This is a genomic window from Nocardia sp. CDC160 (genome assembly GCF_035818795.1).
GTDB lineage: Bacteria > Actinomycetota > Actinomycetes > Mycobacteriales > Mycobacteriaceae > Nocardia.
This window is the reverse complement of record NZ_JAYKYT010000011.1, coordinates 99,723-125,350: the sequence shown is the minus strand read 5'-3', so window position 1 is coordinate 125,350 and position 25,628 is coordinate 99,723. Positions and strand designations below refer to the sequence as shown.

Annotated in this window: 25 protein-coding genes; 11 read left to right on the top strand and 14 right to left on the bottom strand. The window is 68.7% G+C overall.

From position 1 onward, the window contains the following. Nucleotides 1-120: 120 nt before the first annotated feature. Genes VMT40_RS38295 through VMT40_RS38285 form a run of 3 tightly spaced genes read right to left on the bottom strand, consistent with a single transcriptional unit; the run spans nt 121 to nt 2,870 of the window. Nucleotides 121-732, bottom strand: a complete 612-nt coding sequence (locus VMT40_RS38295; RefSeq protein ID WP_326364563.1) for a Uma2 family endonuclease — start codon at nt 730-732, stop codon at nt 121-123. A 39-nt stretch (nt 733-771) separates the two neighbouring features. Continuing rightward, nucleotides 772-1,446, bottom strand: coding sequence for a response regulator transcription factor (locus VMT40_RS38290; protein WP_326364562.1), 675 nt, complete (start codon nt 1,444-1,446; stop codon nt 772-774). A gap of 14 nt (nt 1,447-1,460) precedes the next feature. Beyond that, a complete protein-coding gene (locus tag VMT40_RS38285) occupies nt 1,461-2,870 on the bottom strand; it encodes a sensor histidine kinase (RefSeq protein WP_326364561.1) in 1,410 nt (469 codons plus the stop codon). Nucleotides 2,871-2,961: 91 nt separating this feature from the next. Between VMT40_RS38285 and VMT40_RS38280 the strand changes: the two genes are divergently transcribed. The 3 genes from VMT40_RS38280 to VMT40_RS38270 all read left to right on the top strand — a co-directional run bounded on the left by VMT40_RS38280 (nt 2,962) and on the right by VMT40_RS38270 (nt 5,425). Beyond that, on the top strand, nt 2,962-3,465 hold the full coding sequence (locus VMT40_RS38280; protein WP_326364560.1) for a DUF4190 domain-containing protein: 504 nt from the start codon (nt 2,962-2,964) through the stop codon (nt 3,463-3,465). Between the two features lie 48 nt (nt 3,466-3,513). Beyond that, on the top strand, nt 3,514-4,197 hold the full coding sequence (locus VMT40_RS38275; RefSeq protein ID WP_326364559.1) for a TrmH family RNA methyltransferase: 684 nt from the start codon (nt 3,514-3,516) through the stop codon (nt 4,195-4,197). A gap of 82 nt (nt 4,198-4,279) precedes the next feature. Then, a complete protein-coding gene (locus tag VMT40_RS38270) occupies nt 4,280-5,425 on the top strand; it encodes a glycoside hydrolase family 76 protein (RefSeq protein ID WP_326364558.1) in 1,146 nt (381 codons plus the stop codon). A gap of 22 nt (nt 5,426-5,447) precedes the next feature. Here VMT40_RS38270 and VMT40_RS38265 read toward each other — a convergent pair whose 3' ends face one another. Beyond that, nucleotides 5,448-6,164, bottom strand: coding sequence for a DedA family protein (locus VMT40_RS38265; protein WP_326364557.1), 717 nt, complete (start codon nt 6,162-6,164; stop codon nt 5,448-5,450). Nucleotides 6,165-6,171: 7 nt separating this feature from the next. Then, a complete protein-coding gene (locus tag VMT40_RS38260; protein ID WP_326313363.1) occupies nt 6,172-6,825 on the bottom strand; it encodes a DedA family protein in 654 nt (217 codons plus the stop codon). A gap of 226 nt (nt 6,826-7,051) precedes the next feature. Here VMT40_RS38260 and fbaA point away from each other — a divergent pair, with 226 nt between their 5' ends. From fbaA to VMT40_RS38245, 3 genes are all read left to right on the top strand, one after another. Then, nucleotides 7,052-8,089, top strand: a complete 1,038-nt coding sequence (gene fbaA, locus VMT40_RS38255) for a class II fructose-bisphosphate aldolase (protein ID WP_326313261.1) — start codon at nt 7,052-7,054, stop codon at nt 8,087-8,089. An 89-nt stretch (nt 8,090-8,178) separates the two neighbouring features. Next, on the top strand, nt 8,179-9,297 hold the full coding sequence (locus VMT40_RS38250) for a BTAD domain-containing putative transcriptional regulator (RefSeq protein ID WP_326364556.1): 1,119 nt from the start codon (nt 8,179-8,181) through the stop codon (nt 9,295-9,297). Between the two features lie 114 nt (nt 9,298-9,411). Then, on the top strand, nt 9,412-10,869 hold the full coding sequence (locus tag VMT40_RS38245; RefSeq protein WP_326364555.1) for a DUF4185 domain-containing protein: 1,458 nt from the start codon (nt 9,412-9,414) through the stop codon (nt 10,867-10,869). A gap of 68 nt (nt 10,870-10,937) precedes the next feature. Here the strand turns inward: VMT40_RS38245 and VMT40_RS38240 are convergent, their stop codons facing one another. Further along, nucleotides 10,938-11,987 (bottom strand): fused (3R)-hydroxyacyl-ACP dehydratase subunits HadA/HadB, encoded by a 1,050-nt coding sequence (locus tag VMT40_RS38240; RefSeq protein ID WP_326364554.1) that lies wholly within the window; start codon nt 11,985-11,987, stop codon nt 10,938-10,940. A 217-nt stretch (nt 11,988-12,204) separates the two neighbouring features. Further along, nucleotides 12,205-14,697 carry an Rv0361 family membrane protein gene (locus tag VMT40_RS38235; protein ID WP_326364553.1) on the bottom strand — a complete coding sequence of 831 codons (2,493 nt, stop codon included), beginning with the start codon at nt 14,695-14,697 and terminating at the stop codon, nt 12,205-12,207. 83 nt (nt 14,698-14,780) lie between these two features. Between VMT40_RS38235 and VMT40_RS38230 the strand changes: the two genes are divergently transcribed. Both VMT40_RS38230 and VMT40_RS38225 read left to right on the top strand, forming a co-directional pair. After that, nucleotides 14,781-15,224: a DUF3151 domain-containing protein gene (locus VMT40_RS38230; RefSeq protein WP_326364552.1), complete on the top strand. Its 444-nt coding sequence runs from the start codon at nt 14,781-14,783 to the stop codon at nt 15,222-15,224. Between the two features lie 58 nt (nt 15,225-15,282). Continuing rightward, entirely contained in the window at nt 15,283-16,377 is a 1,095-nt protein-coding gene (locus tag VMT40_RS38225) for an FUSC family protein (protein WP_326364551.1), read from the top strand. Between the two features lie 210 nt (nt 16,378-16,587). Here VMT40_RS38225 and VMT40_RS38220 read toward each other — a convergent pair whose 3' ends face one another. Together VMT40_RS38220 and VMT40_RS38215 are read right to left on the bottom strand one after the other, a co-directional pair. Then, nucleotides 16,588-17,370, bottom strand: a complete 783-nt coding sequence (locus tag VMT40_RS38220; RefSeq protein ID WP_326364550.1) for a site-2 protease family protein — start codon at nt 17,368-17,370, stop codon at nt 16,588-16,590. Nucleotides 17,371-17,428: 58 nt separating this feature from the next. Next, complete coding sequence (locus VMT40_RS38215; RefSeq protein WP_326313268.1) at nt 17,429-18,088, bottom strand: hypothetical protein; 660 nt, start codon at nt 18,086-18,088, stop codon at nt 17,429-17,431. A 274-nt stretch (nt 18,089-18,362) separates the two neighbouring features. Between VMT40_RS38215 and VMT40_RS38210 the strand changes: the two genes are divergently transcribed. Next, nucleotides 18,363-19,652 carry an adenylosuccinate synthase gene (locus VMT40_RS38210; protein ID WP_326364549.1) on the top strand — a complete coding sequence of 430 codons (1,290 nt, stop codon included), beginning with the start codon at nt 18,363-18,365 and terminating at the stop codon, nt 19,650-19,652. A gap of 78 nt (nt 19,653-19,730) precedes the next feature. On the opposite strand, the gene yczR is transcribed toward VMT40_RS38210, so the two are convergent. After that, on the bottom strand, nt 19,731-21,221 hold the full coding sequence (gene yczR / locus VMT40_RS38205) for a MocR-like transcription factor YczR (protein ID WP_326364548.1): 1,491 nt from the start codon (nt 21,219-21,221) through the stop codon (nt 19,731-19,733). Nucleotides 21,222-21,283: 62 nt separating this feature from the next. Between yczR and VMT40_RS38200 the strand changes: the two genes are divergently transcribed. Further along, a complete protein-coding gene (locus tag VMT40_RS38200) occupies nt 21,284-21,586 on the top strand; it encodes a hypothetical protein (protein WP_326364547.1) in 303 nt (100 codons plus the stop codon). Between the two features lie 52 nt (nt 21,587-21,638). Then, nucleotides 21,639-22,199, top strand: coding sequence for a methylated-DNA--[protein]-cysteine S-methyltransferase (locus VMT40_RS38195; protein ID WP_326364546.1), 561 nt, complete (start codon nt 21,639-21,641; stop codon nt 22,197-22,199). Nucleotides 22,200-22,322: 123 nt separating this feature from the next. Here VMT40_RS38195 and VMT40_RS38190 read toward each other — a convergent pair whose 3' ends face one another. The 4 genes from VMT40_RS38190 to VMT40_RS38175 all read right to left on the bottom strand — a co-directional run bounded on the left by VMT40_RS38190 (nt 22,323) and on the right by VMT40_RS38175 (nt 25,435). Next, complete coding sequence (locus VMT40_RS38190) at nt 22,323-22,751, bottom strand: DoxX family protein (RefSeq protein ID WP_326364545.1); 429 nt, start codon at nt 22,749-22,751, stop codon at nt 22,323-22,325. Nucleotides 22,752-22,965: 214 nt separating this feature from the next. Beyond that, nucleotides 22,966-23,292 (bottom strand): hypothetical protein, encoded by a 327-nt coding sequence (locus VMT40_RS38185; RefSeq protein WP_326364544.1) that lies wholly within the window; start codon nt 23,290-23,292, stop codon nt 22,966-22,968. Between the two features lie 79 nt (nt 23,293-23,371). Beyond that, nucleotides 23,372-24,349, bottom strand: coding sequence for a hypothetical protein (locus tag VMT40_RS38180; RefSeq protein ID WP_326364543.1), 978 nt, complete (start codon nt 24,347-24,349; stop codon nt 23,372-23,374). A gap of 192 nt (nt 24,350-24,541) precedes the next feature. Then, the gene (locus tag VMT40_RS38175; protein WP_326364542.1) at nt 24,542-25,435 is read right to left on the bottom strand and encodes a hypothetical protein; all 894 of its coding nucleotides are present in this window, start codon (nt 25,433-25,435) and stop codon (nt 24,542-24,544) included. Nucleotides 25,436-25,628: the final 193 nt, after the last annotated feature.

The following is a 25,628-nucleotide window of genomic DNA, read 5'->3' as shown; positions in this document are numbered from 1 at the left end:
CTCCAACCACGGCTTACGGAACTCCAGGATAGTCCCGAATTTCGTAGCAGGTGGGCGAATCCGGCGAGGTCAGAGCTGGAATCGGGGCGGGGAGACGGTGGCGGCCGGGCGGGATCGGGGTCAGACGGATGCGCCGGAGCTGCGCAGGGTGGTCAGGGCGTCGAGATCCAGTGGCAGGTGCAGGGTGTCGAGTTCGAGCGTCACCTGCCCGCTGTACTCACCGGTCGGTACGTATCGCCCGTCCCGCAGCCGATGCGTCAGCAACCGCAGCGAATCCTGCGTCTCCAACAGCCAGTAGTGCTCGATCCCCACCGCCGCGTACTCGGCGAACTTCATGATCCGATCCACCCGCCGCGAGCCCGGCGACACGATCTCGATGGCGGCCAGCACATCCGCGGGCCGCACCCGGGTGGCGTGCTCGGCACCGGCCGCACCGCCCACGATCAGCACGTCCGGTACCCGCACGGTCGGCGGCGAGCCCTCGTCGATGAGCAGTTCGATGCGCGCCATGGCCGCCACCCGCCGCGGCAGCGCCCGCTCCAACTGAGCGGCCAAGCGCCACACCGCGAGTTGATGCCGGGGCGGCTGCGGCGCGACCACGAGCACGCCGTCCACCAGTTCCCGGCAGTGGCGATTGTTCTCGGGCAGCAGCGACCACTCGGCAATGGTCAGCAGGTGATTCGGCCAGTATTCAACCGATTTCAGCAATTCCGCGGAACTCGACCGAGTCATGCCCCCAGTCTTCCACGCTCCGCAACCGCGCAGCGACGTTTAGCCTTTCAAGCGCAAAACCGCCAGCACCCGCCGGTGATGCAGATCCGAGGGCGGCAGTTCCAGTTTGGTGAAGATGTTGCCGATGTGTTTTTCGACCGCGCGTTCGGTCACCGTCAGGGCCTGTGCGATGGCCGAATTCGACAATCCCTGGGCCATGGATTCCAGCACCTCGCGCTCGCGCGGGGTGAGCCGGGCCAGCGAATCCTGTTGTCGGGCAGCGCCCATGAGCTGGCTCACCACCTCCGGGTCCAGTGCCGTGCCGCCGGTGGCGACGCGGCGCAGGGCCGCCACGAAATCGGTCACATCGGCCACCCGGTCCTTGAGCAGGTAACCGACACCGCCCGCGCCCGCGGCCAGTAGTTCGGTGGCATACCGGGTTTCGATCCATTGCGAGAACACCAGGACCCCGGTGCCGCGGTGGCTACGCCGCAGCGCCAGCGCCGCCAGCAGGCCTTCGTCGGTGAAACTCGGCGGCATGCGGACATCCACCACGGCCACATCCGGCCGCTGCTCGACCACCGCAGCATGCAGACCGGTCGCGTCGCCGACGGTCGCCACCACCTCGAACCCGCGCTCCGACAGCAGCGCGGTCAGCCCGTCCCGCAGGATGGCATTGTCCTCGGCGATCACCACGCGCAGCGGCGCGTTCCCGTGCTCCATGTCCTCGATCATGGCGGAGCCCTCGATCATTGCGGGCCCGCGATCGGCAGCACCAGCGTGACCACGGTCGGTCCGCCCACCGGACTGTCCACGAACAGCGAGCCGTCGACCGCCCGTGCCCGCTGCGCCAGCCCCGAAAGCCCGCCCGCCACAACGGCTTCGCCGGGCGCGTCGACCGGTTGCAGCGCACCGCCATGGCCGTTGTCGCGCACGCTCACCGATATCGCGTCCGCGCCGCTGGGCAGTACCGCCACCCAGATCCGGTTGGCGGCAGTGTGTTTCACCACATTGGTGAGCAGCTCCGCGACCGAGAAGTAGGCGATGGCCTCGATGGCCGGGCTGGGCCGCACCGGCAGCAGCACCCGCAGTTCCACCGGAATCGCGCAGCGGGCGGCCAGGGTCTCGAGCGCCGGTTCCAGCCCGAGTTCCAGGGCGGGCGGGTGAATGCCGCGCACCAATTCCCGCAATTCGGTCAGCGCCTCCTTGGAACCCATGCGCGCCAGGGTGATCAGCTCGATGGCGTCGCCGCCGCTGGCCATGCGCTCCTCGGCGCGACCCAGCATCATGGCGATGCTCACCAGCCGCGCCTGGGTGCCGTCGTGCAGATCGCGTTCCAGGCGGCGCAGGGTGGCGGCCGCGTCGTCGACCGCGGCGCGGCGGCTCTCCCGCAGTTCGGCCAGCTTGTGATCGCGGGCGGTCGGGGTGAGCAGCCAGCGGGAGAGCAGCAGGTGCAGCCGGCACACGCCGCGCAGCAGCCACGGCAGCAGGAAGCACAGGAGGACGCCGATCGCGGCGATACCCAGCACCCGCGGCCAGGTATCGATGTAGTAGTCGCCGAACTGGAACTGCGAATGGTGTGACACGCCTTGCGCATCCACATTGGTCGGGTGGAAAACCACCCAGGGAATTGGGGAGATGGCCGTGTAGCCGATCATGGCCATCACCGTCAGCACGACGTAGCCGACCATCATGCCCAGCACGCATTCGAGAAGAAGAAACAGCATGGCGCGCCATGAGACCCGGTCGGTGAAGGCGGCGCGCAGCCAGCGGATCGGGCCGGGCGCGAAGGTGAACGGTGGCGGCTCGGGCAGGGGGGTGTCCAACAGCACCGCGGCCAGCCCGCGGTAGACCTTCCCCCAGACCCGCCCGCCCAGCAGCACCACCGCCAGCACCGGGATGCCGATCAGGACCAGCGACAGATACAGGCTGCCGCCGACGAGCAGGAACAGATATGCCGTCGCCAGGCAGCCCAGCACGAAAACGGTGATCAGATAGGCGAATTCCTTCCAGGTGCGCGCCCGGAAGGGGGTCAGCAGAAAGGCGCGCAGCGGGGTGCCCGGGCCGGTGCGGTCCGGATCCGGTTGCGGCGCTGGCGGTTCGAACGCGAGGGTGGGAAGGGCGGCCGTATCGCTCGGGCTGCTCGCGGTATCGCTCATGCGTTCATCGTCCCGGTCGCCGGATTCGGCGGCGATGGAGCAGACCCGTAAATGTTCGGTGTAGCCAGCACTACCCCCTAGCATTCTGGCCATGACTTACGATCCGCCGCCGCCCGGCTGGGATCCACAGAACCCGCAGCAGCCCGTCGACTTGAACAAGCCGCAGGACGGTCAGCAACAGCACTACGGCCAGCCGCAGGAATATGGCCAGCCGCAGGACTTCGCGCCGCAGGGCTACGGGCAACCCCAGGCCTACGGTCAGCCCTACGCCTACAACCCGGGATACCCGCAGAGCGGGCCGGGCTACTACCCGCAGGGCTACTACGGCGCGCCCGCGCCGGACCATCCGCAGGCCGTCGTGGTGCTCATTCTCGGCATCATGAGCCTGGTGTTCTGCCAGCTGCTCGGACCGGTGGCCTGGATCATGGGCGGCAAGGCGCGCCGGGAGATCCAGGACTCGGGCGGGGCCATCGGCGGCAGCGGCATGGTGACCGCGGGCTGGATCTGCGGCATCGTGTCCTCGGCGCTGCTCATCCTGGCCGTGCTGTTCATTGTGCTGATGATCGTCGTCGGCGCGGCCAGCTCCACGAGTTAGCCTCCGGGCCGCGCGGGGCCCGGCGGGGCACGCACTAGCATCGCCCGGGTGAGTCCCGCCCCGATCGCCGACGAACCGCTCGCCCCCGGCCCGACCGAATGGGGTGAGCATCCGCATGGTGTCGGACCGTGGCGTGATGAGTTCGGCACCGAGCCGCCCGCGGACGCGCGCCTGGATCCGGAACTGCTCGAGCACGGGGACCGCCGCAATGTGGTGGACGCCTACCGGTACTGGCGGCGCGAGGCCATCGTCGCCGATATCGACGCGCGACGGCATCCCTTCCACGTGGCCATCGAGAACTTCGGGCACGACGCCAATATCGGCACGGTCGTGCGCACGGCCAATGCCTTCGCCGCGGCGGCGGTGCACATTGTGGGCCGCAAGCGCTGGAATCGGCGCGGCGCCATGGTCACCGACCGCTACCAGCACATTCAGCACCACACCGACACCGGCGAGCTGCTGCGTTACGCGGAAGCCCACGGTCTGACCGTGGTGGCCGTCGACAATGTCCCCGGCTCGGTGCCGCTGGAAACCGCGGAACTGCCGCGCGATTGCCTGCTGCTGTTCGGCCAGGAGGGCCCCGGCGTGACCGAGGCCGCGAAAAAGGGCGCGCTGCTGACGGTTTCGATCGCCCAGTTCGGCTCCACCCGCAGCATCAACGCCGGTGTCGCCGCGGGCATCGCCATGCACGCCTGGATCCGCCAACACGCCGACCTCGCCAACGCGTGGTAGTCACGCCGTCTCTCCTTGGCACGGGATCGAGAGGTAACAAATAAGCCACGAGCGGGGCTGTCCGACTGGCACCATTAGTCCCATGACTTCGCGGACCGGGCGCAATATCGAGCCGACCGCTGCGCTGTGGTCTGAGCGCGCCGACCTGGCGGAATCCGCGATCCTGTCCCGTCACCTACGGAAATTGTGGGCCATTCCCGGTACCCAGCTCGGGGTGGTCGGCTGGCCCGCCACCAAGAGCGAGCGGGTGTTCGCCTTCTGGCACTACTGGTGGCAGGCCCACCTGATCGACTGCGCGGTGGATGCCGCGAATCGTGCCCCCACGCCCGCTCGTCAGCGCCGACTCTGGTCCATCGCCCACGCCATGCGGCGGCGCAATATCACCGGCTGGACCAACAACTACTACGACGACATGGCCTGGCTGACAATCTCTTTGGAGCGCGCCGAGCGTACCCAGGGGGTGGACGAGGTCCGCGGCGCACTGCTGACCCTGGAGAAGGCCCTGGCCGAGGGCTTCGAGCCGGAGTTCGGCGCGGTGCCGTGGCGCAAGGGCTCGGACTTCTTCAATGCCCCGGCCAATGGTCCGACGGGCATCGCCATGGCCCGGCTGGGCCGCTACACCCTGGCCCAGGAACTCGCCGACTTCCTCGATACGCACCTGCGCGACAAGGAGACCGGTCTCATCTTCGATGGCATCCACCTGCCGTCCGGCGAGGTGGAAACGCCGGTCTACAGCTACTGCCAGGGCGTGACGCTCGGTCTGGAAACCGAATTGGCCGTGCACACCGGCGAATCCCGGCATGCCGAGCGGGCGGTGCGACTGGTGGACGCGGTCGAGGAGCACATGACCGTGGGCGGCGTGGTGGTCGGCGACGGCGGCGGGGACGGCGGCCTGTTCAACGGCATCCTCATTCGCTACCTGGCCCTGACCGCGCTCATGCTGCCCGGCGACGAACCCTCCCATGTCACCGCGCGCCGCAAGGCCGCGGCCATCGTGCGGGCGTCGGCGACCGCGGCCTGGGGGCACCGCCTGGATGTGGAGGGCGAACCCCTGTTCGGCGCGGATTGGCGACAGCCCGCGCGGCTGCCCGGCCTCGCGGGCGCGGGTGGGTTCGAGGGCGGTTCGGTGACCGCCTCGCGCAGCCCGGAACGCGATCTGTCGGTGCAGCTTTCGGGCTGGATGCTCATGGAGGCCGCGCATACCGTCACGGCCGCGGGACTGCTGTAGCCGACCGGGGACGTCCTCGGATTCAGACGTTGTGCCGCCGGATCACCGGGATCGGCTGGGTCGCCGCCTCGGCCGCGTCCAGGTCGAAATCCTCGGCGGGCCGCGCCATTTCGGCCCGGTACTGCCGGACCCCGATCACCGTACCCAGAATCAGCCCGACCACCAGCGTGCCGATGACCGCGGGCATCAGCCACGACATGTCCTCGAGGAAGCTGCCCGCGTAATAGCTGGCCAGCAGGATCACCGGGGCCCAGATGACCGCGCCGATGGTCGAGGCGATGGTGTACTTGCGGTGATCCATCCCGGCCGCGCCCGCCACCAGCGGGCACAGGGTGCGCACCCAGGGAATCCAGCGGGCCACCAGCACCGCCAGAAAGCCGTGCTTGTGCAGCATTTCCGAGACCCGCGCCAGATTGCGGGTATTGATGTATTTCCCGTTCTTGCGCGCGACCAGATGGTGTCCGGTGCGATTGCCGAACACGTACCCCACCTGATTGCCCGCGATCGCCGCGATCATGGTGCCGACCGACAGCGCCCAGATATGGCCCTCGCCATTGACCTGCGAGGCCATCACCACGCCCGCGGTGATGAGCATGGAGTCACCGGGCAGGAACAGCCCGATGATGAGCGCGCACTCGAGGAATACGAACGTGAGCACGATCGTCCAGACGAGAACCGGCCCGGCTGTCTCCAACGGCCCGAAGCCGCCGGAAGCGAGGGTTAGCGGGGTGGTCGACACCGATGGCTCAGCGGGTCGGCTCGTTCGTCGAGGTGGCCAGCTCGGCCTTCTCCGGCTGCTGGCCACGGTGCAGCAGGTTCTTCGCGACCGTGATGATGCCCGGGAGAATGGACACGAACACGATCAGCAGGAAGATCGCCTCGACGTTCTTGCGAATGAATTCGACATTGCCCAGGAAGTAGCCGAGCACCGTGACACCGCCGCCCCACAGCACCGCGCCGATGATGTCGACGGTGGCGAACTTGCGGTAGTCCATCTTCGAGACACCGGCCAGCACCGGCATGAAGGTGCGCACGATGGGCACGAAACGGGCCAGCACGATCGTCTTGGGGCCGTGCTTCTCGAAGAAGGCGTGCGTCTCGGTGATGTAGTGCTGCTTGAAGAAGCGGGTGTCTTCCTTCTTGAACAGCGCCGGACCGATGCTGCGGCCGATCCAGTAGCCGCTCTGGTCGCCGAGCCAGGCCACGAACGCGGTCGCGGGCACCAGCCACCAGATGTTCATTCCGGCGGGCGGGTGCGCCTGGGCCGCCAGCAGACCGCCAGTGAACAGCAGCGAGTCGCCGGGCAGGATGGGGAACAGCAGGCCGGTCTCGATGAAGACGATGGCCAAGATCGCCGGGAGCACCGCGTGCGAGAGCCAAGTCTCCGTCAGGAGGTGCATTGGATCCAAGATCGCGGGCAGGGCGGCATTGGTCGTCACGGCATCGGATACGGCCAGCAAGGTCACGGCCACCACAGTACCGGTAGCTCGGACATCACACCCAACGTCGAAGCAACCTCACAAAGTTGTAGGGAATAAGAGGCCACTGCCCCGGAGAAAAAGGGCTGTCCTATCGTGTCAGCTGACAGAATTTGTCGTACGCACCACACACAACACGGAGGTCACTGTGCCCATCGCGACTCCGGAGATCTACGCCGAGATGATTGCTCGGGCCAAGCAGAACTCCTTCGCGTTCCCCGCCATCAACTGCACGTCCTCGGAGACGATCAACGCGGCGATCAAGGGCTTCGCGGACGCCGGTTCCGACGGCATCATCCAGTTCTCCACCGGCGGTGCGGAATTCGGTTCCGGCCTGGGTGTGAAGGACATGGTGACCGGTGCGGTCGCGCTGGCCGAGTTCGCGAACGTGGTCGCCGCCAAGTACGACGTGACCATCGCGCTGCACACCGACCACTGCCCCAAGGACAAGCTGGACACCTTCGTGCGCCCGCTGCTGGCCATCTCGGCCGAGCGCGTCAAGAACGGCCTGAACCCGCTGTTCCAGTCGCACATGTGGGACGGTTCCGCGATCCCGATCGACGAGAACCTCGAGATCGCCAAGGAGCTGCTGAAGCAGGCGCACGCGGCCAACATCATCCTCGAGGTCGAGATCGGCGTCGTCGGCGGTGAAGAGGACGGCGTCGAGGCCGAGATCAACGAGAAGCTCTACACCTCGCCCGAGGACTTCGAGAAGACCATCGACGCGCTGGGTTCGGGTGAGAACGGCAAGTACCTGCTGGCCGCCACCTTCGGCAATGTGCACGGCGTCTACAAGCCGGGCAATGTCGTGCTCAAGCCCGAGGTGCTGGCCGAGGGTCAGCGCGTGGCCGCCGCCAAGCTGGGTCTGGGCGCGGATGCGCAGCCGTTCGACTTCGTCTTCCACGGCGGTTCGGGCTCGCTGAAGTCGGAGATCGAGGACTCGCTGCGCTTCGGCGTGGTGAAGATGAACGTCGACACCGACACCCAGTATGCCTTCACCCGTCCGGTCGCGGGCCACATGTTCGGCAACTACGACGGCGTGCTGAAGATCGACGGCGAGGTCGGCAACAAGAAGGTCTACGACCCGCGCAGCTACCTCAAGAAGGCCGAGACCTCCATGGCCGCGCGCGTCGTCGAAGCCTGCAACGACCTGAAGTCGGCGGGACGTTCGATCAGCGCCAAGTAAGCTCAACGGTCGGGATTCCGCTGAAAACGCGGAATCCCGGGCAATTTTCGAGCGGCGGGCGCGCCGCGGTCTCTATCGAGGCAGGTGGCATGACTGTCGATGTACGGGTCCTGGGCCCCGTGCAGCTGCTGGTCGCCGGTCGGTCCGTGCCGGTCGGCGGCCCCAAACCCCGTGCGCTGCTGGCGGCCTTGACCGTGAACCGGCGGCGAGCGGTGTCCTCGCAGGCGCTGGCCGACATCGTCTGGAACGACGATCCGCCGGACTCCTATCAGGCCAGTCTGCAGGTGTTCGTCTCGAACATTCGCAAGACGCTGCGCACGGCCGGGGTGGACCCGGTGGCGTTGCTGCGCACCGAATCCTCCGGCTACCGGCTGGAAATCGAGGACGACGAGTGCGATCTCGGCCGCTTCGAGACATTGCGGCGGGAGGGTTCGGAGGCCGCCTCGATCGGCGATCCGACCACGGCGTCGCGGCTCTTCGGTGAGGCGCTGGCGGAGTGGAGCGGTCGGGCCCTCGACGATCTGTCCGGGCTGGGCTTCGCGGAGAGCTTCGCGACCGCCATGGACGAGGAGCGGCTGCTGGTCGCCTCCGCGCGCATCGACTCCGAAATCGCCTTGGGCCGAGCCTCTTCCGTGGTCGGCGAGCTGGTGGCGATGACCAATGCCCATCCGCTGCGGGAACCGCTGTGGGCGCAGTTGATCACCGCCCTCTATCTGTCGGGTCGCCAGGCCGACGCGCTCGAGGCGTGTCGCCGGGTGCGCACCGTGCTCTCCGACGAGCTGGGCATCGATCCGGGGCCCGCCCTGATCGCGCTGGAACAGAAGGTGCTGCGCCAGGAACCGTTGAGCACCGGACAGATTCACGAGGTCGAGCGCATGGCCAAGGCCATGACCGAGACCGTCACCGAGATGCCGCGCGCGGTGCGCGCCGGTCAGCTGCGCATGGCGGACGGGCGGGTGATTCCGATCGGCGCGAACGGCATGAAGATCGGCCGCATGACCGACAACGACCTGGTTCTCGACGATCCCAAGGCCAGCCGCTACCACGCGCAGATCACCCCGAGCCGGGCCGGACTGCTCATCAAGGATCTGCACTCGGCCAATGGCATCTACATCAACGAGGAGTCCATCGAATCGGCCGCCGTGCTGGCCGACGGGGACGCCATTCGGATCGGGACCACGGTGTTGACCTTCCAGGCGCTGCGCTGAGCCCAGTCTCGATTCGATCGAGATCGGGCGAGTACCGGCGATTCGCCCGGTTTGGCGGGTAGGGTCTCTGCGGCGAATGTGTCCGGGATCTTGATGTGGCGAGAGGTTGAGTTCATGGCCAAGCGGCTGGTCGCAGCTGCGGGAGCGGTGATCTTCGGGGCGGGCGTGCTCGTCGGAATGGACCATGCGGCGGTTGCGGAACCGGGTGTGGCACAAGCCGTTCCGGGTACCGGGCCGTGCGAGAGCGAGGCCAAGCCGACGCACGAGGCGCTGGTGCCCAAGACCGTGGAGGTGCCGGTCGTCTACCCGGTCGTCACGGTCGATCCGGGTCCGCCCGCGGAGAACACCAAGCGCGTGAAAATGGAGCTGCCGTCGGATCCGTGCGTGAACCCGTGCCCGGACCTCACCGATCAACCGGCCGGGCCGCCCGATCTGGCCCAGCAGCTCGGCATTCCGAAGCTGATCCTGCGCCCGCAACCGTTCAATTTCGCACTGCCCAACCCGAATCCGCCGACGCTGCCGCCCGGACCCGATCCGGCGCACCCGCCGGTCGAGGCCGCCGCGCAGACACCCGCCCGGCCCACCCCGCAGGTCTCCGACGTGCGCGAGGTGGCCAAGCTGACCGGCGCGAACTCGGTCAACCGCACCGACAAGCGCTGGCAGGTGCAGGGCACCGACCTGGGCATCATGTGGCAGAGCGCGCCCGACGAGATCGCCATCGCCTTCGGCGACACCGTGGGCCGCGACTTCCATCCGCCGGGCGGCATGGGCGAGGACTGGCGCTCGAATCTCTTGGCCTTCAGCAAGAATCGGGATCTGAGTCGGGGGGTCGTGTTCGACCGCATGGTCACCGACGACCGCTGCCACGCCTCGGAGCTGCTGAGCAGCCGCAAGATGGACAATATCGAGATCACCACCATCCCGACCTCGGGCTTCGCCCTCGGCGAGCGGCAGTACATGAGCTACATGTCGATTCGCACCTGGAACAGCATCCCGGGCACCTGGTACACCAACTACGGCGGCATCGCCTACTCCGACGACCACGGCGAACACTGGATCAAGGATCCGTACGCCAAGTGGGAGAACATCTTCGGCGTCTCCAACTTCCAGGTGGCGGCCATGGTGCCGCAGGGCGACTGGGTCTACATGTTCGGCATCCCCAATACCCGCCTCGGCGGGGTCGGGCTGGCCCGGGTGCCCAAGGACCAGGTGCTCAACCCGACGGCGTACCAGTACTGGCAGACCGATGCCTGGGTGCCCGCGATCAATGGATTGGTCACCGCCACACCGATTGTGGACGCACCCGCCGGTGAGCTGTCGGTGCGCTACGACGAGAGTCGCAAGGTGTGGCAGATGAGCTACCTGGACACCGCCAAGGCGGCTCTGGTTGTGCGGGAATCGGATTCGCCGCAGGGCGCGTGGTCCGACAGCGCGGTCACGGTAAGCGCGCTCCAATATCCGGAGCTCTACGGCGGTTTCATCCACCCGTGGTCGACCGGGAACGACATGTACTTCACCATGTCGACCTGGAGCGACTACAACGTCTACCTGATGCACGCCAGCCTGAACTGAATCGGCTGCGGGACAACGAAAAGAGCGGGTCGCACGGAATGTGCGGCCCGCTCTTCAGGTTTCGCGGCTCAGCTGAGGCGGACCTCGGCGATCGCGCGGCCGAAGAGCTTCTTGCCCTCGGAGGTCGCGCCGAGAACGACGGTGGCCGCGCCGGTTTCGGCGTTCACCGACTTCACCTTGCCGGTGAACTCGACAATGGTCGGGGCGGTCGGCCAGACCGGCACGTAGCCGGAGAAGCGGACGCTGAACTTGCCCAGCGCCGACGGGTCGCCCAGCCAGTCGGTCAGGTACGCGGCGGTCAGGCCCATGGTGAACATGCCGTGCGCGACCACGGTCGGCAGGCCGACCAGGGTGGCGGCGGCATCGCTGAAGTGGATCGGGTTCGGGTCGCCCGAGACGCCCGCGTAGTTGACCAGATCGCCGCGGGTGACCGGCACCTTGGCGGCGGGCAGCTCGGTGCCCGCGGTCAGCGTGGCGGCGGTGGGGATGGTGTGCACCGGGCGCGGCGCGGCGGGCGCGGCGGGCTCGATGACCTCCTCCGGATCCAGCAGCACCAGACCGGTCGGGTCGCCGTCGAATTCGCCCGGCGCGACCACATGCCCGTGCATGACCACCCCCGAGACCGTCTCGACCGCGGTCGGATCGATCTCGACGCCCTTGCGGGCCACGATCGTGGTGGTGGACACCAGTACCGGCAGCATGTCGGCGTCGGTGAAGGTGACCTTGACGTTGATGAAGTCGTTGTCGCCGAAGGCGCGAATGCTCTCCACGACCACGTCCACGCCCAGCCGGTCATCGGCCAGGATCGGGCGGTAGTACTCGAAGACCTGGTCGGTGTGCAGGGTCTGCGACACGTCGTACTCGGTGAGCACCGAACCGATCAGGGAGCGGGTGGTGGCCGCGCCGATCACCGACGCGAAGGTCGGCGACGCCAGCAGGCCGCCGAAGCCGAGCGCGGCGGCCGCGTCCTCGCGGTGATGGCCAGGATGATCGTTGCGCACGGCGCGCGCGAATTCGCGAATCTTCTCGCGGCCGACGTCATAGTGATCACGGACACGGAAGTGCCGTCCGACCAGCTCGGCCGCGGTGGCTTTAGTCGCCTCTGCCGTTTCCGGCATGGTGTTCAGCTCCCTGCAAATCGAAACCCGGTGGGCCCGCACCACTTCGCGCGGACACTGCTTCGGGCTGTGAAGACAGTGTCCTTTGACGGTGTACAACCGTTGAAGTGCCGGAATGCCGAAAAGGCTGGCCCAGACAATCCGGACGACTCTACCGGCGTATCGGACCGATGACCAGGTGTTTGTGATGTTTATCGCGGCGGGGACCGCGAAGGTGTCAGTGCCCGTTCGGCGGATCACACACCTTCCACGAGCCACCCTCGTTCCGCAGATCGAAGGTGCGCGCGGAGGTCTTGGTCGGATCCGCGTCGGTGTAGACGGTCGCCTGCGCGATGGCGGTATCGCCGGTCACCTGAATGGCGTCGATGCTCTTGACCCGCGGAATGCTCTTCTGCTCCTTGGACGTCCGGTACACGCTGGTGAACTGGTCCGCCGAGATCTTCTGGTAGAAGTCGTGCTGGTTGCCGCAGGTCACCGCGCGCAGCGTGTCCAGGTTCCCGCTGTTCAGCGCGTCGGTGTAGGACGTAACCGCCTTCTGCACCAACGCTTCCGGGGAATTGTCGTTGTTGTGTTTCACCACCCCGAGCACGACACCGATGACCGCGATCACCACCACCGCGGCCGCTGCCAGAATGATCCACAGCTTCTTCTTCGACCCACCGGCGGCCTTGCCGGACTCCGCGTCCACCGGTGGCACCCGCTGCGGCTGCGCCAGCGCCGGGGCCGGTCCATCTCCCTGAACACCTTGCGGCCCTGGCTGTCCCGGCGCTTGCGGACCGCGCGGTCCCTGGGGGCCCTGCGGCCCACCCGGCCCCTGGGGCGCGCCCGCGCCGACCCGCTGCGGTGACGCGATCCGCGGCCCGCCGATCGGCTGCCCCGGCGTGGTCGGCTGCATATCCGCGGGCGACGGCGCGGTGGCTGGCCGACGCGGCCCCATCGGCGGCCGAGGCGGCGCGGGCCGCGTCTCCTCGACCGGCGCGTCCTGCGCGGGCCCGCTACCGCGCGGCCCCGCATTCCGCGGACCCACATTCCCGCGCGGCGTCTGCGGCGGCTTACTGACCGCCCGCCCCTGCGGCCCCGACACCCGAATCTTCTCGGTCCCCGCCTCACCGGACACGATCGGCAGAGCCGTGGTGGCATCGTCGGCCGGATTCGGAACCTTCTTGATCACAACGGTTTTCGCATCACCCGAAGCATCCGCGCTACCCGCGTCGCCCTCGGAATCGCGCGCCCCGGAAACATCCTGGCCGTCGGAATCACCCTGGCCGTTGGCCTTCTCGCCACCGTCCGTCGGCTTGCCCGAATCCCCCTCCGCGGCATCGACTTCCGCCATGCCCTGCGTGGGAACATCCTCCGGCTTCGGCTTCTCCGAATCCTTCCCTGCCCCGGCACCCGCGGCCTGACCCGGCCGCTGAATCTTGATCATCTGCGTGGTCGCATCCGCGCCCTCCGCCGATCCACCCCCATCGGCGCGCTCACCACCCGCCCCCGGAGCCTTCTGATCCCCAGTCGGACGTTGAATCGGGATGAACTGAGTAGGCGCATCGGCCGGAGACGGCGCCCCCGGCCCCTGACTGGTCCGCCCACCCACCCCGGACTGCCCTGCGGCGGCGACCTTTTCATCGGCCTGCTCACCGGAAGCGCCGGATGCCGGGCGTGCGGGTGCGGAACCCCCCTGTTGACCGGATCCCGGGCGTGCCGGAGCGCCACTCGCCTGCCCGGGAGCCTGCGGCTGCCCGCTCGGCGCACTCTGCGGCGAAAACGCCCCGGACCCTTCACGTCCGGGCACGCCGCTTCCGCCCCCAGCCGGAGCCTGGCCGCCAGGACCGAATTGTCCTGCGGCGGTGGGCTGCCCGGCGGGTGCGTTCTTTGCTGCCCCCTGTGCGCCGACGTTCGGAGGCTGGATGCGCCCTGCACCGGCTGGTGCCGCGGGCTGTCCGCCCGCGCCGGGGGCACCCTGGGAGGGGCGACCCGGGGCCTGGCCGCCGGGGCCGGATTGTCCAGCGGCGGTGGGCTGTCCGGTCGCGGGTCGGGCGGGTTGCACGCCCTGCGGGGTCTGGGGCGAGCGGGTGTTGGGGCCTTGGCCCTCGGCGGCGGAGGAGCGGTCGCCCGGCGCAGGGGGAGTCGGGGTGGGGCGGTCGGGTGCGGGGGGCTGGACTCGGGCCGCGCCTGCGGGGCCGCTGGCCTTGGGGGTCTCGTAGCGGATCGTGGCGAAGCCGGATCCAGCGGGCTTGCCGGGCGCGGCCGAGGGCTGCGGGCCGCCACCCGCCTGGCCGGACCCGGGCGTGGCGCTGGCCGGGCTAGGGCTCGCCGATGCCGGATTGGATTGGGCCGAGGGCGAGTTGGGGAGCGCCTGCGCGGAGTTGGGCTGCGCCGAGCCCGGGTTGGGCTGGGCTGAGGCCGGGTTGGGCTGTGCCTGGGCGGGTTTGGGTGTGCCGGTGCGGATTTCCTCGGTGCGGGCGTTGGGGGAGGGGATCACCTCGGTGGCGGCCGTCGGTGGGGACTGGTCGGCGGGTGCGGCGCTCGCGGGGGTGGGCTTGTCGGCCGGGGCGGCGGATTTGTTGGCCGCTGCGGCGGGGTTGGGGGCCGGGGTGGTTGCGGACTGGTCGGCCGGGTTTGGGGTGGCGGGGGTGCCCGGGTTACCTGCGGCGGGACGGGGTGCCGAGTCGGCAGGGCCCTGCTGCTGCTGGTCGTCTTTCGGGTCGGACACGCGCTACACCCCTCAATTCGGCGGAACTGTGATTCGACGGTCAGCCTACTGAGCAATTCGGGCGGCGGTGCAGAATGATCGGCATGACCTCCTTCGGTGATCTGCTCGGACCGCAGCCGGTCCTCCTTCCGGAAAACATCGAGGCCGAGGACGCGCTGCTGCAGAACCAGGACCCGGTGCAGGTCGCCGCGGCGCATCCGACGGCCTCCATCGCCTGGGCCCACCTGGCCGAAGCCGCCCTCGAGCGGGGCGAGCAGGCCGAGGGCGAGGTCAATCTCGACGTCATCTCCGCCTACGCGTTCGCCCGCACCGGCTACCACCGCGGCCTGGACCTGTTGCGCCGCAACGGCTGGAAGGGCTTCGGCCCGGTCCCATGGAGCCATGAGCCGAACCGGGGTTTCCTGCGCAGTGTCGGCGCGCTGGCCAGGGCCGCCCGCGCCATCGGCGAGACCGACGAGTACGCGCGCTGCCTCGACCTGCTCGAGGACTGCGACCCGCGCGCCGCCGCCGAACTCGGCCTCGACTGATTTGAGCGGCGGCCTAGGCGAAACTCTCGACGCTGCCCGCGAGAGCAGTCTCACCCGCATGCGTCGCGCTGCCGCGCGCGTGCGGTCCTCGCTGCTGCCGATCGTGCAATGCGCCATCGGCGCGGGCATCGCCTGGTTCATCGCCCACAATGTGGTCGGCCACGAGCGCCCGTTCTTCGCGCCCATGGCCGCCATGATCTCCATCGGCGTTTCCTTCGGCGCGCGGCTGCGCCGATCGGTCGAGCTGATCGTCGGTGTGGCCGTGGGCATCGGCATCGGCGACCTGTTCGTCACCCAGGTCGGCACCGGCGGTTGGCAGATCGTGCTGCTGGTGCTGATCGCCATGTGCGCGGCCGTCTTCCTGGACGGCGGCCCGGTCATCACCATGCAGGCCGCCAGTTCGGCGGTACTGGTCGCGACCCTCTATCCGCCCGGCAATGGCGGCGCGGCGCTGCGCATGATCGACGCCCTCATCGGCGGACTGGTCGGCATCGTGGTGGTGGCGGCCATTCCGCTGCACCCGGTGCGCCGCGCCCGCGAGCAGGCGGCCGGAATCCTCGAGGTGATGGGCACGGCGCTCATCGAATGCGCGGACGGTCTGCTCGAACACGATGCCGAGAAAATCAAGAAGGCCCTCGAGGCCGCCCGCGGCACCCAGGGCGCGATCGACTCCATGCGCAATACGCTCGAGGGCAGTCGGGAGATCATTCGAATCTCCCCGCTGTACTGGAACTCTCGCGCCCGGCTGGGCCGTCTGCGCGAGGCCGCCGACCCGCTCGACAACGCCATCCGCAATACCCGCGTGCTGCTGCGCCGCGCGCTCACCTCGGTGCGCGACGACGAGGTGCTCGACCCCCGGCTCATCGCGGAGGTCGAGAAGCTGGGGCAGGCCGTGGACGTGGTGCGCCGCATGATGCTCGCCGACCCGGACGAGAAGCCCGACCCGGCCGAGGCCACCCGGGTGCTGCGCTCGGTCGGCAAGGGCGCGACCAAGGATCTGGTGGACGGCGCGGGGCTGTCCGCCCACGTGGTCTTCGCGCAATTGCGTTCGGTCGTGGTGGATCTCATGCAGGTGTGCGGCATGCGCCGCCTCTCGGCCATGGCGCTGTTGCCGCCGACGGTGCCGAATCCGTATGTGACGCCGATCGATTGACCCGGGATGCGCGGACCCACCCTGGGTGCGTGCCCGTTCTGCCCACCTGCGGGAGTCCGCTCTTGATCTTCGAGTAGTCCGCTACTCGCGTTGAACCGCCTGTGTCCCTCTACCGTTCGTATCAGGCCGGACTCACGAGGGGTAGTCCGGTACCGCGAAGGGAGCCGCCCGGCAAAACCGGGTCGTCCGGGCGGCTCCTCAACGGAAGTCTCACGCCCAGAAGCGGGTCAGCCAATAGCCCTCGGTCCACCAGTACCGGGACAGGCCCGACAGGTCGAACAGGGCATTGACGAAGTTGAAGAAGATGTCACGGACCTGCGGCGTGAACAGCAACGCGAACAGGATCAGAATGCCGAACGGCTTGATCTGATCGAGTGACCGCCGCGTCTGATAGCTCAGCGAGGGCTCCAGAATCCCGTATCCGTCGGTGCCCGGAATCGGGATGAGATTCAGCACCGTCGCCGTAATCTGCAGGAACGCAAGATAACTGAGACCGAACCAGAAGGCCGAGTGCGAGTGGGTGCTGCCGTACAGGCGCACGACCACCAGCAGAATGATCGCGCACACCGCGTTCACGGCCGGGCCCGCGCCACTCAGAATCCGCTGTGTGCGCGGGCTGAAGTTGTGTGAGTGCACGTATACCGCGCCACCCGGGAGCGCGAAGCCGCCGAGCGCGATGAACAGCAGCGGCAATCCGATCGACAACAGGGGATGGCTGTACTTGAGCGGATTCAGCGTCAGGTACCCGCGCATTTCCACTTCGCGGTCCCCGGCCCGCCAGCCCACGTACGCGTGCGCGAACTCGTGCAGGCAGACCGACACGATCCAGCCCGCCACCACCAGGATGAACACGCCGATCTGGGCTGTGCGCGTGCCGTAATCGGCGTCCCACGCGAGCGCCCCGCCCGCCACCGTGATCACCACGACGAGCAGAAACACCGGACTGGGCCGCACCGCCCCCGACTGCCGTCCTACCGCGCGCGGGAAATTCACCTGTGTACTCCCAACTGGTCGGCCTGCTTGATCTGCCGATTCCCATTCTGGGGGTGAATCAGCGAACCAGCAGCCAAGGCTCGTGGTGTCGATAGAAAGTGGACCGCTTCACCAGGCGGTCGGCGGTGATTCCGTCGCGGGTGACGATCGCGCCGTGCGTGCCCAACTGCATGGCGCGCCCCTCGACCCAACGCTTCTTGCGCAGTCCCCGCTGCACGGTGGCGTGCAGACCCGGCATCTCCAGCATGGGTGAAACGTGCAGTGCCGCGACCTTTCCCGTGAACAGCCGGGTGTCGTCGACGTAGGCCTCGCCCTCGAGCTTCGCGCCCGCCTCGCCCACGATGGTGGCGCGGCCGATGAGCACCTTGCCGGTGTCGTCGCGAATGAGCGGGGTCTCGGTGGCCTTGCCCTCGAGCGCGCGCTTGGCGGCCGCCGAACCGGTGCCGGTCTCGTAGGCCCGCGAGCCGTAGGTGCGGTCGATGGGCACGTAGCCGATCTCGACGCCGAGGCGTTCGGTGCGCATCAGATGGGTCAGCACGGCCGCGAGGCCCGCGTCCTCACCGAGCACGATGAGTCGGGGCAGGCTGTCGGCCGCCATCACCGGCAGCAACTCGTCCAGCACGCCGGTATCGGGTATGGCCGAGGTTTGCGTGAGGGGCAGGGAAGCCAGCGCGATGGGAACCGGCGCGCCGTCGCAGCGGAGAACATGGGTACTCAACTGCCGAACACCCTCCTCTGGCTTGCCAACACCTATCCGCCTCGCTGCGTTCCGATGGACCCCCTGCCGGTCCCTCTCCCCGTGCCACCATAACCCTGTCTCAGTAGCCACGCTGTCCTCGCTGCGCATCCGTTACGTCCGGTTTATTGGGAGCCGGGCCTTATACCTGGACGTATGTGGCCATCCAGTAAAGTGTGCCTACGGCCACCGCCTTCTGACGGCGGGTAGCTGCAGCACCGGGGTGCTGCGCGTCGAACCCGTAGGAGACACTCACATGCCGGCAATCGTGCTGATCGGCGCCCAGTGGGGCGACGAGGGCAAGGGCAAAGCGACCGATCTGCTCGGTGATCGCGTTCAGTGGGTAGTTCGATACCAGGGCGGCAACAACGCGGGACACACCGTGGTGCTGCCGAACGGTGAGAGCTTCGCGCTGCACCTGATTCCCTCCGGCATCCTCACCCCCGATGTGACCAACGTCATCGGCAATGGCGTCGTGGTGGATCCGGGCGTGCTGCTGGCCGAACTCGCCGGTCTGGAAGAGCGCGGGGTGGACACCTCCCGCCTGCTGCTCTCGGCCGACGCGCATCTGATCATGCCGTACCACGTGGCCATCGATAAGGTCACCGAACGCTTCCTGGGCAACAAGAAGATCGGCACCACCGGCCGCGGCATCGGCCCCTGCTACCAGGACAAGGTCGCCCGCGTCGGCGTCCGCGTCGCGGATGTGCTGGACGAGAAGATCCTCACCCAGAAGGTCGAGGCCGCACTGGAATTCAAGAACCAGGTGCTGGTGAAGATCTACAACCGCCGCGCGCTGGACCCGCAGCAGGTGGTGGACGAGGTGCTCGAGCAGGCCGAGGGCTTCAAGCACCGCATCGCCGACTCGCGGCTGCTGCTCAACCAGGCGCTGGAGCGCGACGAGATCGTGCTGCTGGAGGGTTCGCAGGGCACCCTGCTCGATGTCGACCACGGCACCTACCCGTACGTGACCTCCTCCAACCCGACCGCCGGTGGCGCGGCCGTGGGCGCGGGCGTCGGCCCGAACAAGATCACCACGGTGCTCGGCATCCTGAAGGCGTACACCACCCGCGTCGGCTCCGGCCCGTTCCCGACCGAGCTCTTCGACGAGTCCGGCACCTACCTGGCCAAGACCGGCGGCGAGGTCGGCGTCACCACCGGCCGCGCGCGGCGCACCGGCTGGTTCGACGCCGTGATCGCCCGCTACGCCACCCGCGTCAACGGCATCACCGACTACTTCCTCACCAAGCTGGACGTGCTCTCCAGCCTGGACACCGTCCCGATCTGCGTGGCCTACGAGATCGACGGCGAGCGCGTCGAGCAGATGCCCACCACCCAAACCGAATTCCACCACGCCAAGCCGATTTACGAAGAGATGCCCGGCTGGTGGGAGGACATCTCCGGCGCCCGCACCTTCGAGGAGCTGCCCGCCAACGCGCAGGCGTACGTGAAGCGGCTGGAAGAGCTTTCCGGCGCGCGGGTTTCGTGCATCGGCGTCGGCCCGGGCCGCGACCAGACCATCGTCCGCCACGACATCCTGGCCTGAATATTCCCTGAGCCCTGAACAATTCGGCCCCACCGCATGTGATGTGGTGGGGCCGAACTCGTTTCGACGAGGTTGGTGTCAGTAGGTGATGAGTGGGGCGAGGGGGTCGGCGGCGTGGGGGGTGAGGGCCTGGTAGGCCGCGGCGATCGACTTCACGGCGAGGCGGATGTCGGATTCCTCGTGGGTGAAGGGGAGGCGGATGAAGCGTTCGAACGCGCCCTGGACGCCGAAACGTGGTCCGGCGGCGAGCAATACGCCGTGGTTGGGGGCCGTCGCGGCGAGCGCGGTGGAGACCGGGGTGGGGAGTTGGGCCCACAGGGACATGCCACCGGCGCTGGGGGTGACCAGCCAGTCGGGGAGTTCCTCGGCGAGGGACTCCAGCAGGACCGCCCGCCGGGAGCGGAGCTGATCCCTTCTGGCGGTGAGGATTTCGTCGGCATTCCGCAGCAGGTGGACGGTGGCCAGCTGATCCATGACCGGGGTGCCCAGGTCGACCGTGGAGCGGATGCCGAGCAGCTTGGTGATGAGGGCCTGATTGGCGCGCACCCAGCCGACGCGCAGACCGCCCCAGAACGATTTGGAGGCCGAGCCGATGGTGACGATCTCCGAATTGCGGGCGAAAGCGGCCACGGGCGGCGGGGATTCGAGATCCGAGAGGTTCAGGTCGACCATGGATTCGTCGACGATCACCGTCATGCGGGTCTCGCGGGCAATGGCGGCCAGTTCGGCGCGGCCCTCGGTGTCCAGCAGGTGGCCGGTGGGGTTGTTGAAGTCGGGAATCAGATAGGCGGCACTGGCCGCGGTTTGCCTTGCGGCACTGCGGATTCCGTCGAGATCCCAGCCGTCGGGACGCATGGGGACCGGCACCGGGCGCGCGCCCACATCGCGAATCGCCTCGATGGCGTTCGGATAGGTGGGGTGCTCGATCAGGACGCGCTCGGCGGGCGCGGTGAGCACGTTCAGCAGCAGGCGCAGGCCGTGCTGCGCGCCGAGGGTGATCAGGATCTGGTCCGGTTCGGTGGGCAGGCCGCGCTCGGTGTAGCGGCGGGCCAGCGCCTCGCGCAGCATGAGCACGCCCACCGGGTCCATGCCGTGGGTGCCGAGGTAGGTCGGAAGCCCTTGCAGCGCGAAGGAATACGCCTCGGTCATCTGCGGCGGGGCGGCCATGGCGGCGTAGGTCATATCGATGGTCGGCAGGTCCGGCTGCGCCATGGTGGCGAGCAGGCTGCGGGTCGGTTTCGCGCCGTCGTGCACCACGGTCGGCGGCAGGGCCACCGTGCTGCGCGAACCCTGGCGGCTGACCAGATACCCGTGCTCGCGCAGCAGTGCGTACGCGGAGGTGACGGTGGTGCGGCTGACCGCGAGGCTGGCGGCCAGATCCCGTTCACTGGGCAGCGCGACGCCCAGGGGTGCGCGGCCGTCGTGAATCAGCAGGCGAATGCTCTCCGCCAGTGCCACATAGGCGGGCCGCGCCGATCGCTTGCCGGTGTCGGCGGCGCCCGACTCGTCGTTTCGCCACCGACCCAGATCGCGCGTCAAGCTGGCCGCGCCGATTACTCGTGTCGCCATACAGGCCAGTATCGGGGCACTGGATATTTTCTTCAAGTCCACGGCAGGGCCACCATTGCCCTATGGTCGCTCTGCTCGCCTCCCTCGTGATCGTCGCCGCCTTCGCCGGTCTGGTGTACCGGTACGCCCCGAAGTCCGATGAACGCTGGGGCATCATGCTCGAGCGCTACCGCCCGCACGCACCCATGTCCGACTGGTCGGTCGCCGAATACGAAGCCGTCCGCCAATATTCGGACCTCGCGGCCATTGCCTCCCTGCGCCCCGACGCCTGCCCGCCCACCCCGGTGCGCCGCTTCCGACGCCAGTCCTCGGCCGTCGCGGCCCTTTCCACCATCCCCTGCCGTGGCGAATCGGTCCAGTTCTAGTCAACTGGCCTGAACTGGTCTCTTTGTCGGTGCCACCGTGCACACTGGCCCTATGTCCGCCCCGGCCCGCCCCTCGGCGTCGGCGGCGCTCTTCGACACCGCGATCGGCGTCTGCGCCATCGCCTGGAGCGCCACCGGCGTCCTCCGCTTCGCCCTCCCCGATCGCGACCCGGAGGCCACCCGCACCCACATCGTGCGCCGCCACCGCCTGCTCGACATCCACGAAGCGGACCCCACCCCCGACATCGCCAAGGCCATCGAGGCCATCCAGGCCCACCTCTCGGGCACCCTCGACGACCTGCGCTGGATCCCCTTGGACACCACCCCATTCAACGATTTCGACCGCGCCGTCTACGAGGTAACCCGAGCTATAGACCCCGGCCACACCCTCAACTATGGCGCTGTCGCCACCCGCATCGGCCACCCCGGCGGCGCCCAAGCCGTAGGCCAATCCCTGGGCCGCAACCCCATTCCCCTGATCATCCCCTGCCACCGAGTCCTGGCCGCCGACCACGCCCTCCACGGCTTCTCCGCCCCCGGCGGCCTGACCACAAAACAGCACCTGCTCGAAATAGAACGCACCCCTGGCTTCGGCGAACCCACCCTCTTCTGAAAGTCTCACGTTCCGAGAAGTCAGCGTATGGACGGTCCGACCAACCCGACCGGACCGTCCCCGAAACGCACAACGCGGCTACCGGCGGCTGGGTGCCGCCGGTAGCCGGGGGTTATGGATGGGTCATCGCTTGATCAGCGCACCCAGGGCGGTGAGTGAGGTGCGGCGCTCGTAGGCGATCCAGGCGAAGATCGCGGCCAGCGCCAGCGGGAACGGGGCCATATCCGGGGTGTGAGCCAAAAAGGCGTTGAAGCCAGCGGCGAGGAAGGTGACGATCGCGAGCCCGATCGCGGCGGCCGCGGTCAGCCGGGGCACCATGAGTCCGATCCCGCCCGCGACCTCGGCGAGCCCGATGAATACCAGCAGCCCCAACGGGATCGAGGCAGCGGAGACATTGTTCTCCATCAGGGTGTGCGGAATGACGAGCTTCGGGCCGCCGGAGGCGATGACGAAGAACAGGCCGAGCACGATCTGCAGGGTCCACAGCACACGGTTGCGAATCTTGTTGGTGCGGACGGCGTCAGTGGTCTGGGTGGCGGCGATGGCGGTCATCTCGAGTTCCTTCTAGGTCGGTCGCGCCGGGTTGGTAGCGCGTTCACCAACAAGGACGGAGCCGGTCCGAAAAACTCATCGCTGCCCTCGAAAAAATCTGACCCGCCGCGACCCGAGCCAACCGATGCCACTAGCCGTGATACGCGAAAGGCGTCCGCACCAAGGGGACTGGTGCGGACGCCTAGGCGGGGATCTCCGCCTGCTGGGCGGCTCGCTACTCCCCGGCCTTGACGATCGGGCCGTAGTAGATGAACGGGGCCGCGGTGCCTTCGCAGAAGACCCAGGCATTTGCACCCGGGGTGAGGTGCAAGTAGAGCGGCCGGTCGGAGGCCAGGCCGGTGAGGGGGTCCGAGGTGACGAAGGGGGGCTGCAGGCTCCAGGCGCCGCAGTTCCAGGATTCGCCCGGGGCTAAATCCATTCGGATCACGCCGCCCGGCTCCGGGGTGGCGACGGGGACCGTCGCCGACGCGGTCTGGGTGCACAGCATGCCGCACGCGGCGGCGGCTCCGATGATTGCGCTGGCGCGCAGTGCCTTTCGCATGGAATTCCTCGTTTCAGGGGATGGTGGTGAGGTCGGCGTCGACCGTGATCGGTTCGGATGGGGCGTGGCCGCCCTGCAGCTAGAGCGCACCTCCCAGGAAGCCGCCGACCGCGGCACCGCCGACGCCGCCCGCGACTCCGCCGACCACCGCGGCCGGAATCCCCAGTGCGGCAGCACCTGCCGCACCGCCGACGGCGGCGCCGATGAGTGCGCCACCGGCGGCACCGCCCGCGACGTCGATCGGGGCCAGCCAGGGCGCCACCGCGATGCCGCCGATGGCGCCGATCGCCGCACCCGTGACTGCGCCGATCCCGGCGCCGATGACCGCGCCGCCTGCGGCTCCGACGACGGCAGCTGGCACACCCGCGCCCACCGCGCCGATGCCCGCGCCGATGGCGGCGCCGCCGAGGGTGCCCGCGGCGATCTTGTCGGAGCGGGTGGGGTTGACGCCGATGGAGTTGAGGCCGGTGGCGAGGCCCGCTTCGGTGTTGGCGGCGAGGCCGTTGACGCCGTCGAGGACGTTGTCGGGCAGCTGTTCCGGGGCCGGGGTGGAGAAGTCGCCGATGCGGACCGTGCGCGGGGGCGGGGCGATGGGGAGCACCGGGTCCACCACCGTGGGGGTGTGGAGGGTTTGGAAATCGACCGCGGGGGCCGCCTCGTGGTTGGGGATCGGGCGGAAGTTGGCGGGGATGGGGTAGTCGGACTGGGGCTGCGGCTGAGGGCGATTCGGGACGGTGACGCCGGGCTGGGCCAGGCTCGGGCGCGGGCCCGGACGATCCTGGTCACCGGCCGGGAGGGCTACGCCGGGCTGAGCGCTGGTGGGGCGTGCGCCGGGCTGGACACCGGGAGCGGTGTTCGCGCCGCCCTGGTCGGCGAGGCCGGGCTGCGGGTTGGGTTGCGGCGCAGCGGTATTGCCCGGCTGCGGGGTGCCGGTGGACGGCGCGGGGGATTGCGTCGTGGTGCCGGTGGCGACCTTGGCGGGCTGGTTGCTCGTAGTCGAGCAGCCTACGGCCAGGGCCAGGGGGATGGTGCCTACGACGATCGCTCGTCGAGCCACGCTGCTCTTCACTTCACGATGCCGACGACCCACGCCGAAACACCCACCTTCCGAACATATTTCGTTTCACCGGTCCGGAGACCGTCTGTCGATGCCGGTTATTCGCGCCCGCCCCTCGGTCCGGCGTTGCCCATGGCACCGCCCCGACATGTCTTCGCATGTCAGAGCGGTGAATTGGGGGTGCGAAGTTTGCTAGAACGCCCCGCCGATGGCGGCACCGGCGATACCGCCGCCGACGCCGCCGAGCACGGCCATGGGGATGCCGACGGCGGCCGCACCCAGTGCCGCGCCGCCGACCGCGCCGACCGCGGCACCCACGCCGAGGCCGATGAGCGCGCCGCCGCCGATGACGGGGACGGCCGCGGGTGCGGCGATGGCGGCACCGATGCCGCTGGTGGGTATGCCCGCGGCGGCCGCGGTGGCCGCGACGATCCCGACGCCGATCCCGGCGCCAATGGCCGCGCCGACGCCCGCACCGATAATCCCGCCGCCGACGCCGCCGCCGACCGCACCGGCCACCGCGCCCGGAATGCCCAGCAGCGCAGCGCCGGTCACCGCACCGGCCGCGGTCATGCCCGCGATCTTGTCGGAGCGCGTCGGGTCGATGCCGATCGACTGCAGCCCGGTGGCGAGTGAGGCCTCGGCATTGGCCGAGAAGTCGTTGACCGGCTCGAGGATCTCGTCCGGCACCTCGTCCGGGGCCGGGGTGTAGAAGTCACCGATGCGCACGGTGCGCGGCGGCGGAGCGATGGGTGCGACCGGCTCGACCGGCTCGGGCGTGTGCAGCGACTGCCAGTCGATGGCGGGCGCGGGCTCGGTCTCGGCCGGAATCGGCCGGTGATTCTCCGGCACCACGTAGTCGACCTGCGGGGACGACTGCGGCGCGGCGGGCGAGAGGGTGGTCCCGGGCTGCACCGCGGACGGCGAGCCGCCCGGCTGCGCGGGGCTCGTCGTCACGCCCGGCTGCGGGACGGCCTGGGCGACGGACGCGCAGGCGATGGCAAGGGCCAGCGGCAGCATGCCGACGGCGGGACGGATGGCGTGGCGGAGCACGCCGGTATTCATTTCACGATGCCGACGAGTCACGCCGAAAACACCACCCTCATCAGATTTTCCCGACCTCCCCCCGGAGGTGACCCTTGACGGGTTCACACGATGCGGGATGTTAACTGATTGAGAGCTTGTTGCTCTAGCCTCACTCGAGCGCTTGCATAGTTTGACGGTGGGCGACGAGACATATCCCACAGTTTGCTGGTAGAGCGGTTTTCAAGCGCTCTAC

Excerpts from the sequence above, each read along its gene's own strand:
- VMT40_RS38295 (WP_326364563.1), bottom strand. The coding sequence starts at position 732 with ATGACTCGGTCGAGTTCCGCGGAATTGCTGAAATCGGTTGAATACTGG.
- VMT40_RS38290 (WP_326364562.1), bottom strand. The coding sequence starts at position 1,446 with ATGATCGAGGACATGGAGCACGGGAACGCGCCGCTGCGCGTGGTGATC.
- VMT40_RS38285 (WP_326364561.1), bottom strand. The coding sequence starts at position 2,870 with ATGAGCGATACCGCGAGCAGCCCGAGCGATACGGCCGCCCTTCCCACC.
- VMT40_RS38280 (WP_326364560.1), top strand. The coding sequence starts at position 2,962 with ATGACTTACGATCCGCCGCCGCCCGGCTGGGATCCACAGAACCCGCAG.
- VMT40_RS38270 (WP_326364558.1), top strand. The coding sequence starts at position 4,280 with ATGACTTCGCGGACCGGGCGCAATATCGAGCCGACCGCTGCGCTGTGG.
- VMT40_RS38260 (WP_326313363.1), bottom strand. The coding sequence starts at position 6,825 with ATGCACCTCCTGACGGAGACTTGGCTCTCGCACGCGGTGCTCCCGGCG.
- VMT40_RS38250 (WP_326364556.1), top strand. The coding sequence starts at position 8,179 with ATGACTGTCGATGTACGGGTCCTGGGCCCCGTGCAGCTGCTGGTCGCC.
- VMT40_RS38245 (WP_326364555.1), top strand. The coding sequence starts at position 9,412 with ATGGCCAAGCGGCTGGTCGCAGCTGCGGGAGCGGTGATCTTCGGGGCG.
- VMT40_RS38240 (WP_326364554.1), bottom strand. The coding sequence starts at position 11,987 with ATGCCGGAAACGGCAGAGGCGACTAAAGCCACCGCGGCCGAGCTGGTC.
- VMT40_RS38230 (WP_326364552.1), top strand. The coding sequence starts at position 14,781 with ATGACCTCCTTCGGTGATCTGCTCGGACCGCAGCCGGTCCTCCTTCCG.
- VMT40_RS38225 (WP_326364551.1), top strand. The coding sequence starts at position 15,283 with ATGCGTCGCGCTGCCGCGCGCGTGCGGTCCTCGCTGCTGCCGATCGTG.
- VMT40_RS38210 (WP_326364549.1), top strand. The coding sequence starts at position 18,363 with ATGCCGGCAATCGTGCTGATCGGCGCCCAGTGGGGCGACGAGGGCAAG.
- yczR (WP_326364548.1), bottom strand. The coding sequence starts at position 21,221 with ATGGCGACACGAGTAATCGGCGCGGCCAGCTTGACGCGCGATCTGGGT.
- VMT40_RS38200 (WP_326364547.1), top strand. The coding sequence starts at position 21,284 with ATGGTCGCTCTGCTCGCCTCCCTCGTGATCGTCGCCGCCTTCGCCGGT.
- VMT40_RS38195 (WP_326364546.1), top strand. The coding sequence starts at position 21,639 with ATGTCCGCCCCGGCCCGCCCCTCGGCGTCGGCGGCGCTCTTCGACACC.
- VMT40_RS38190 (WP_326364545.1), bottom strand. The coding sequence starts at position 22,751 with ATGACCGCCATCGCCGCCACCCAGACCACTGACGCCGTCCGCACCAAC.
- VMT40_RS38185 (WP_326364544.1), bottom strand. The coding sequence starts at position 23,292 with ATGCGAAAGGCACTGCGCGCCAGCGCAATCATCGGAGCCGCCGCCGCG.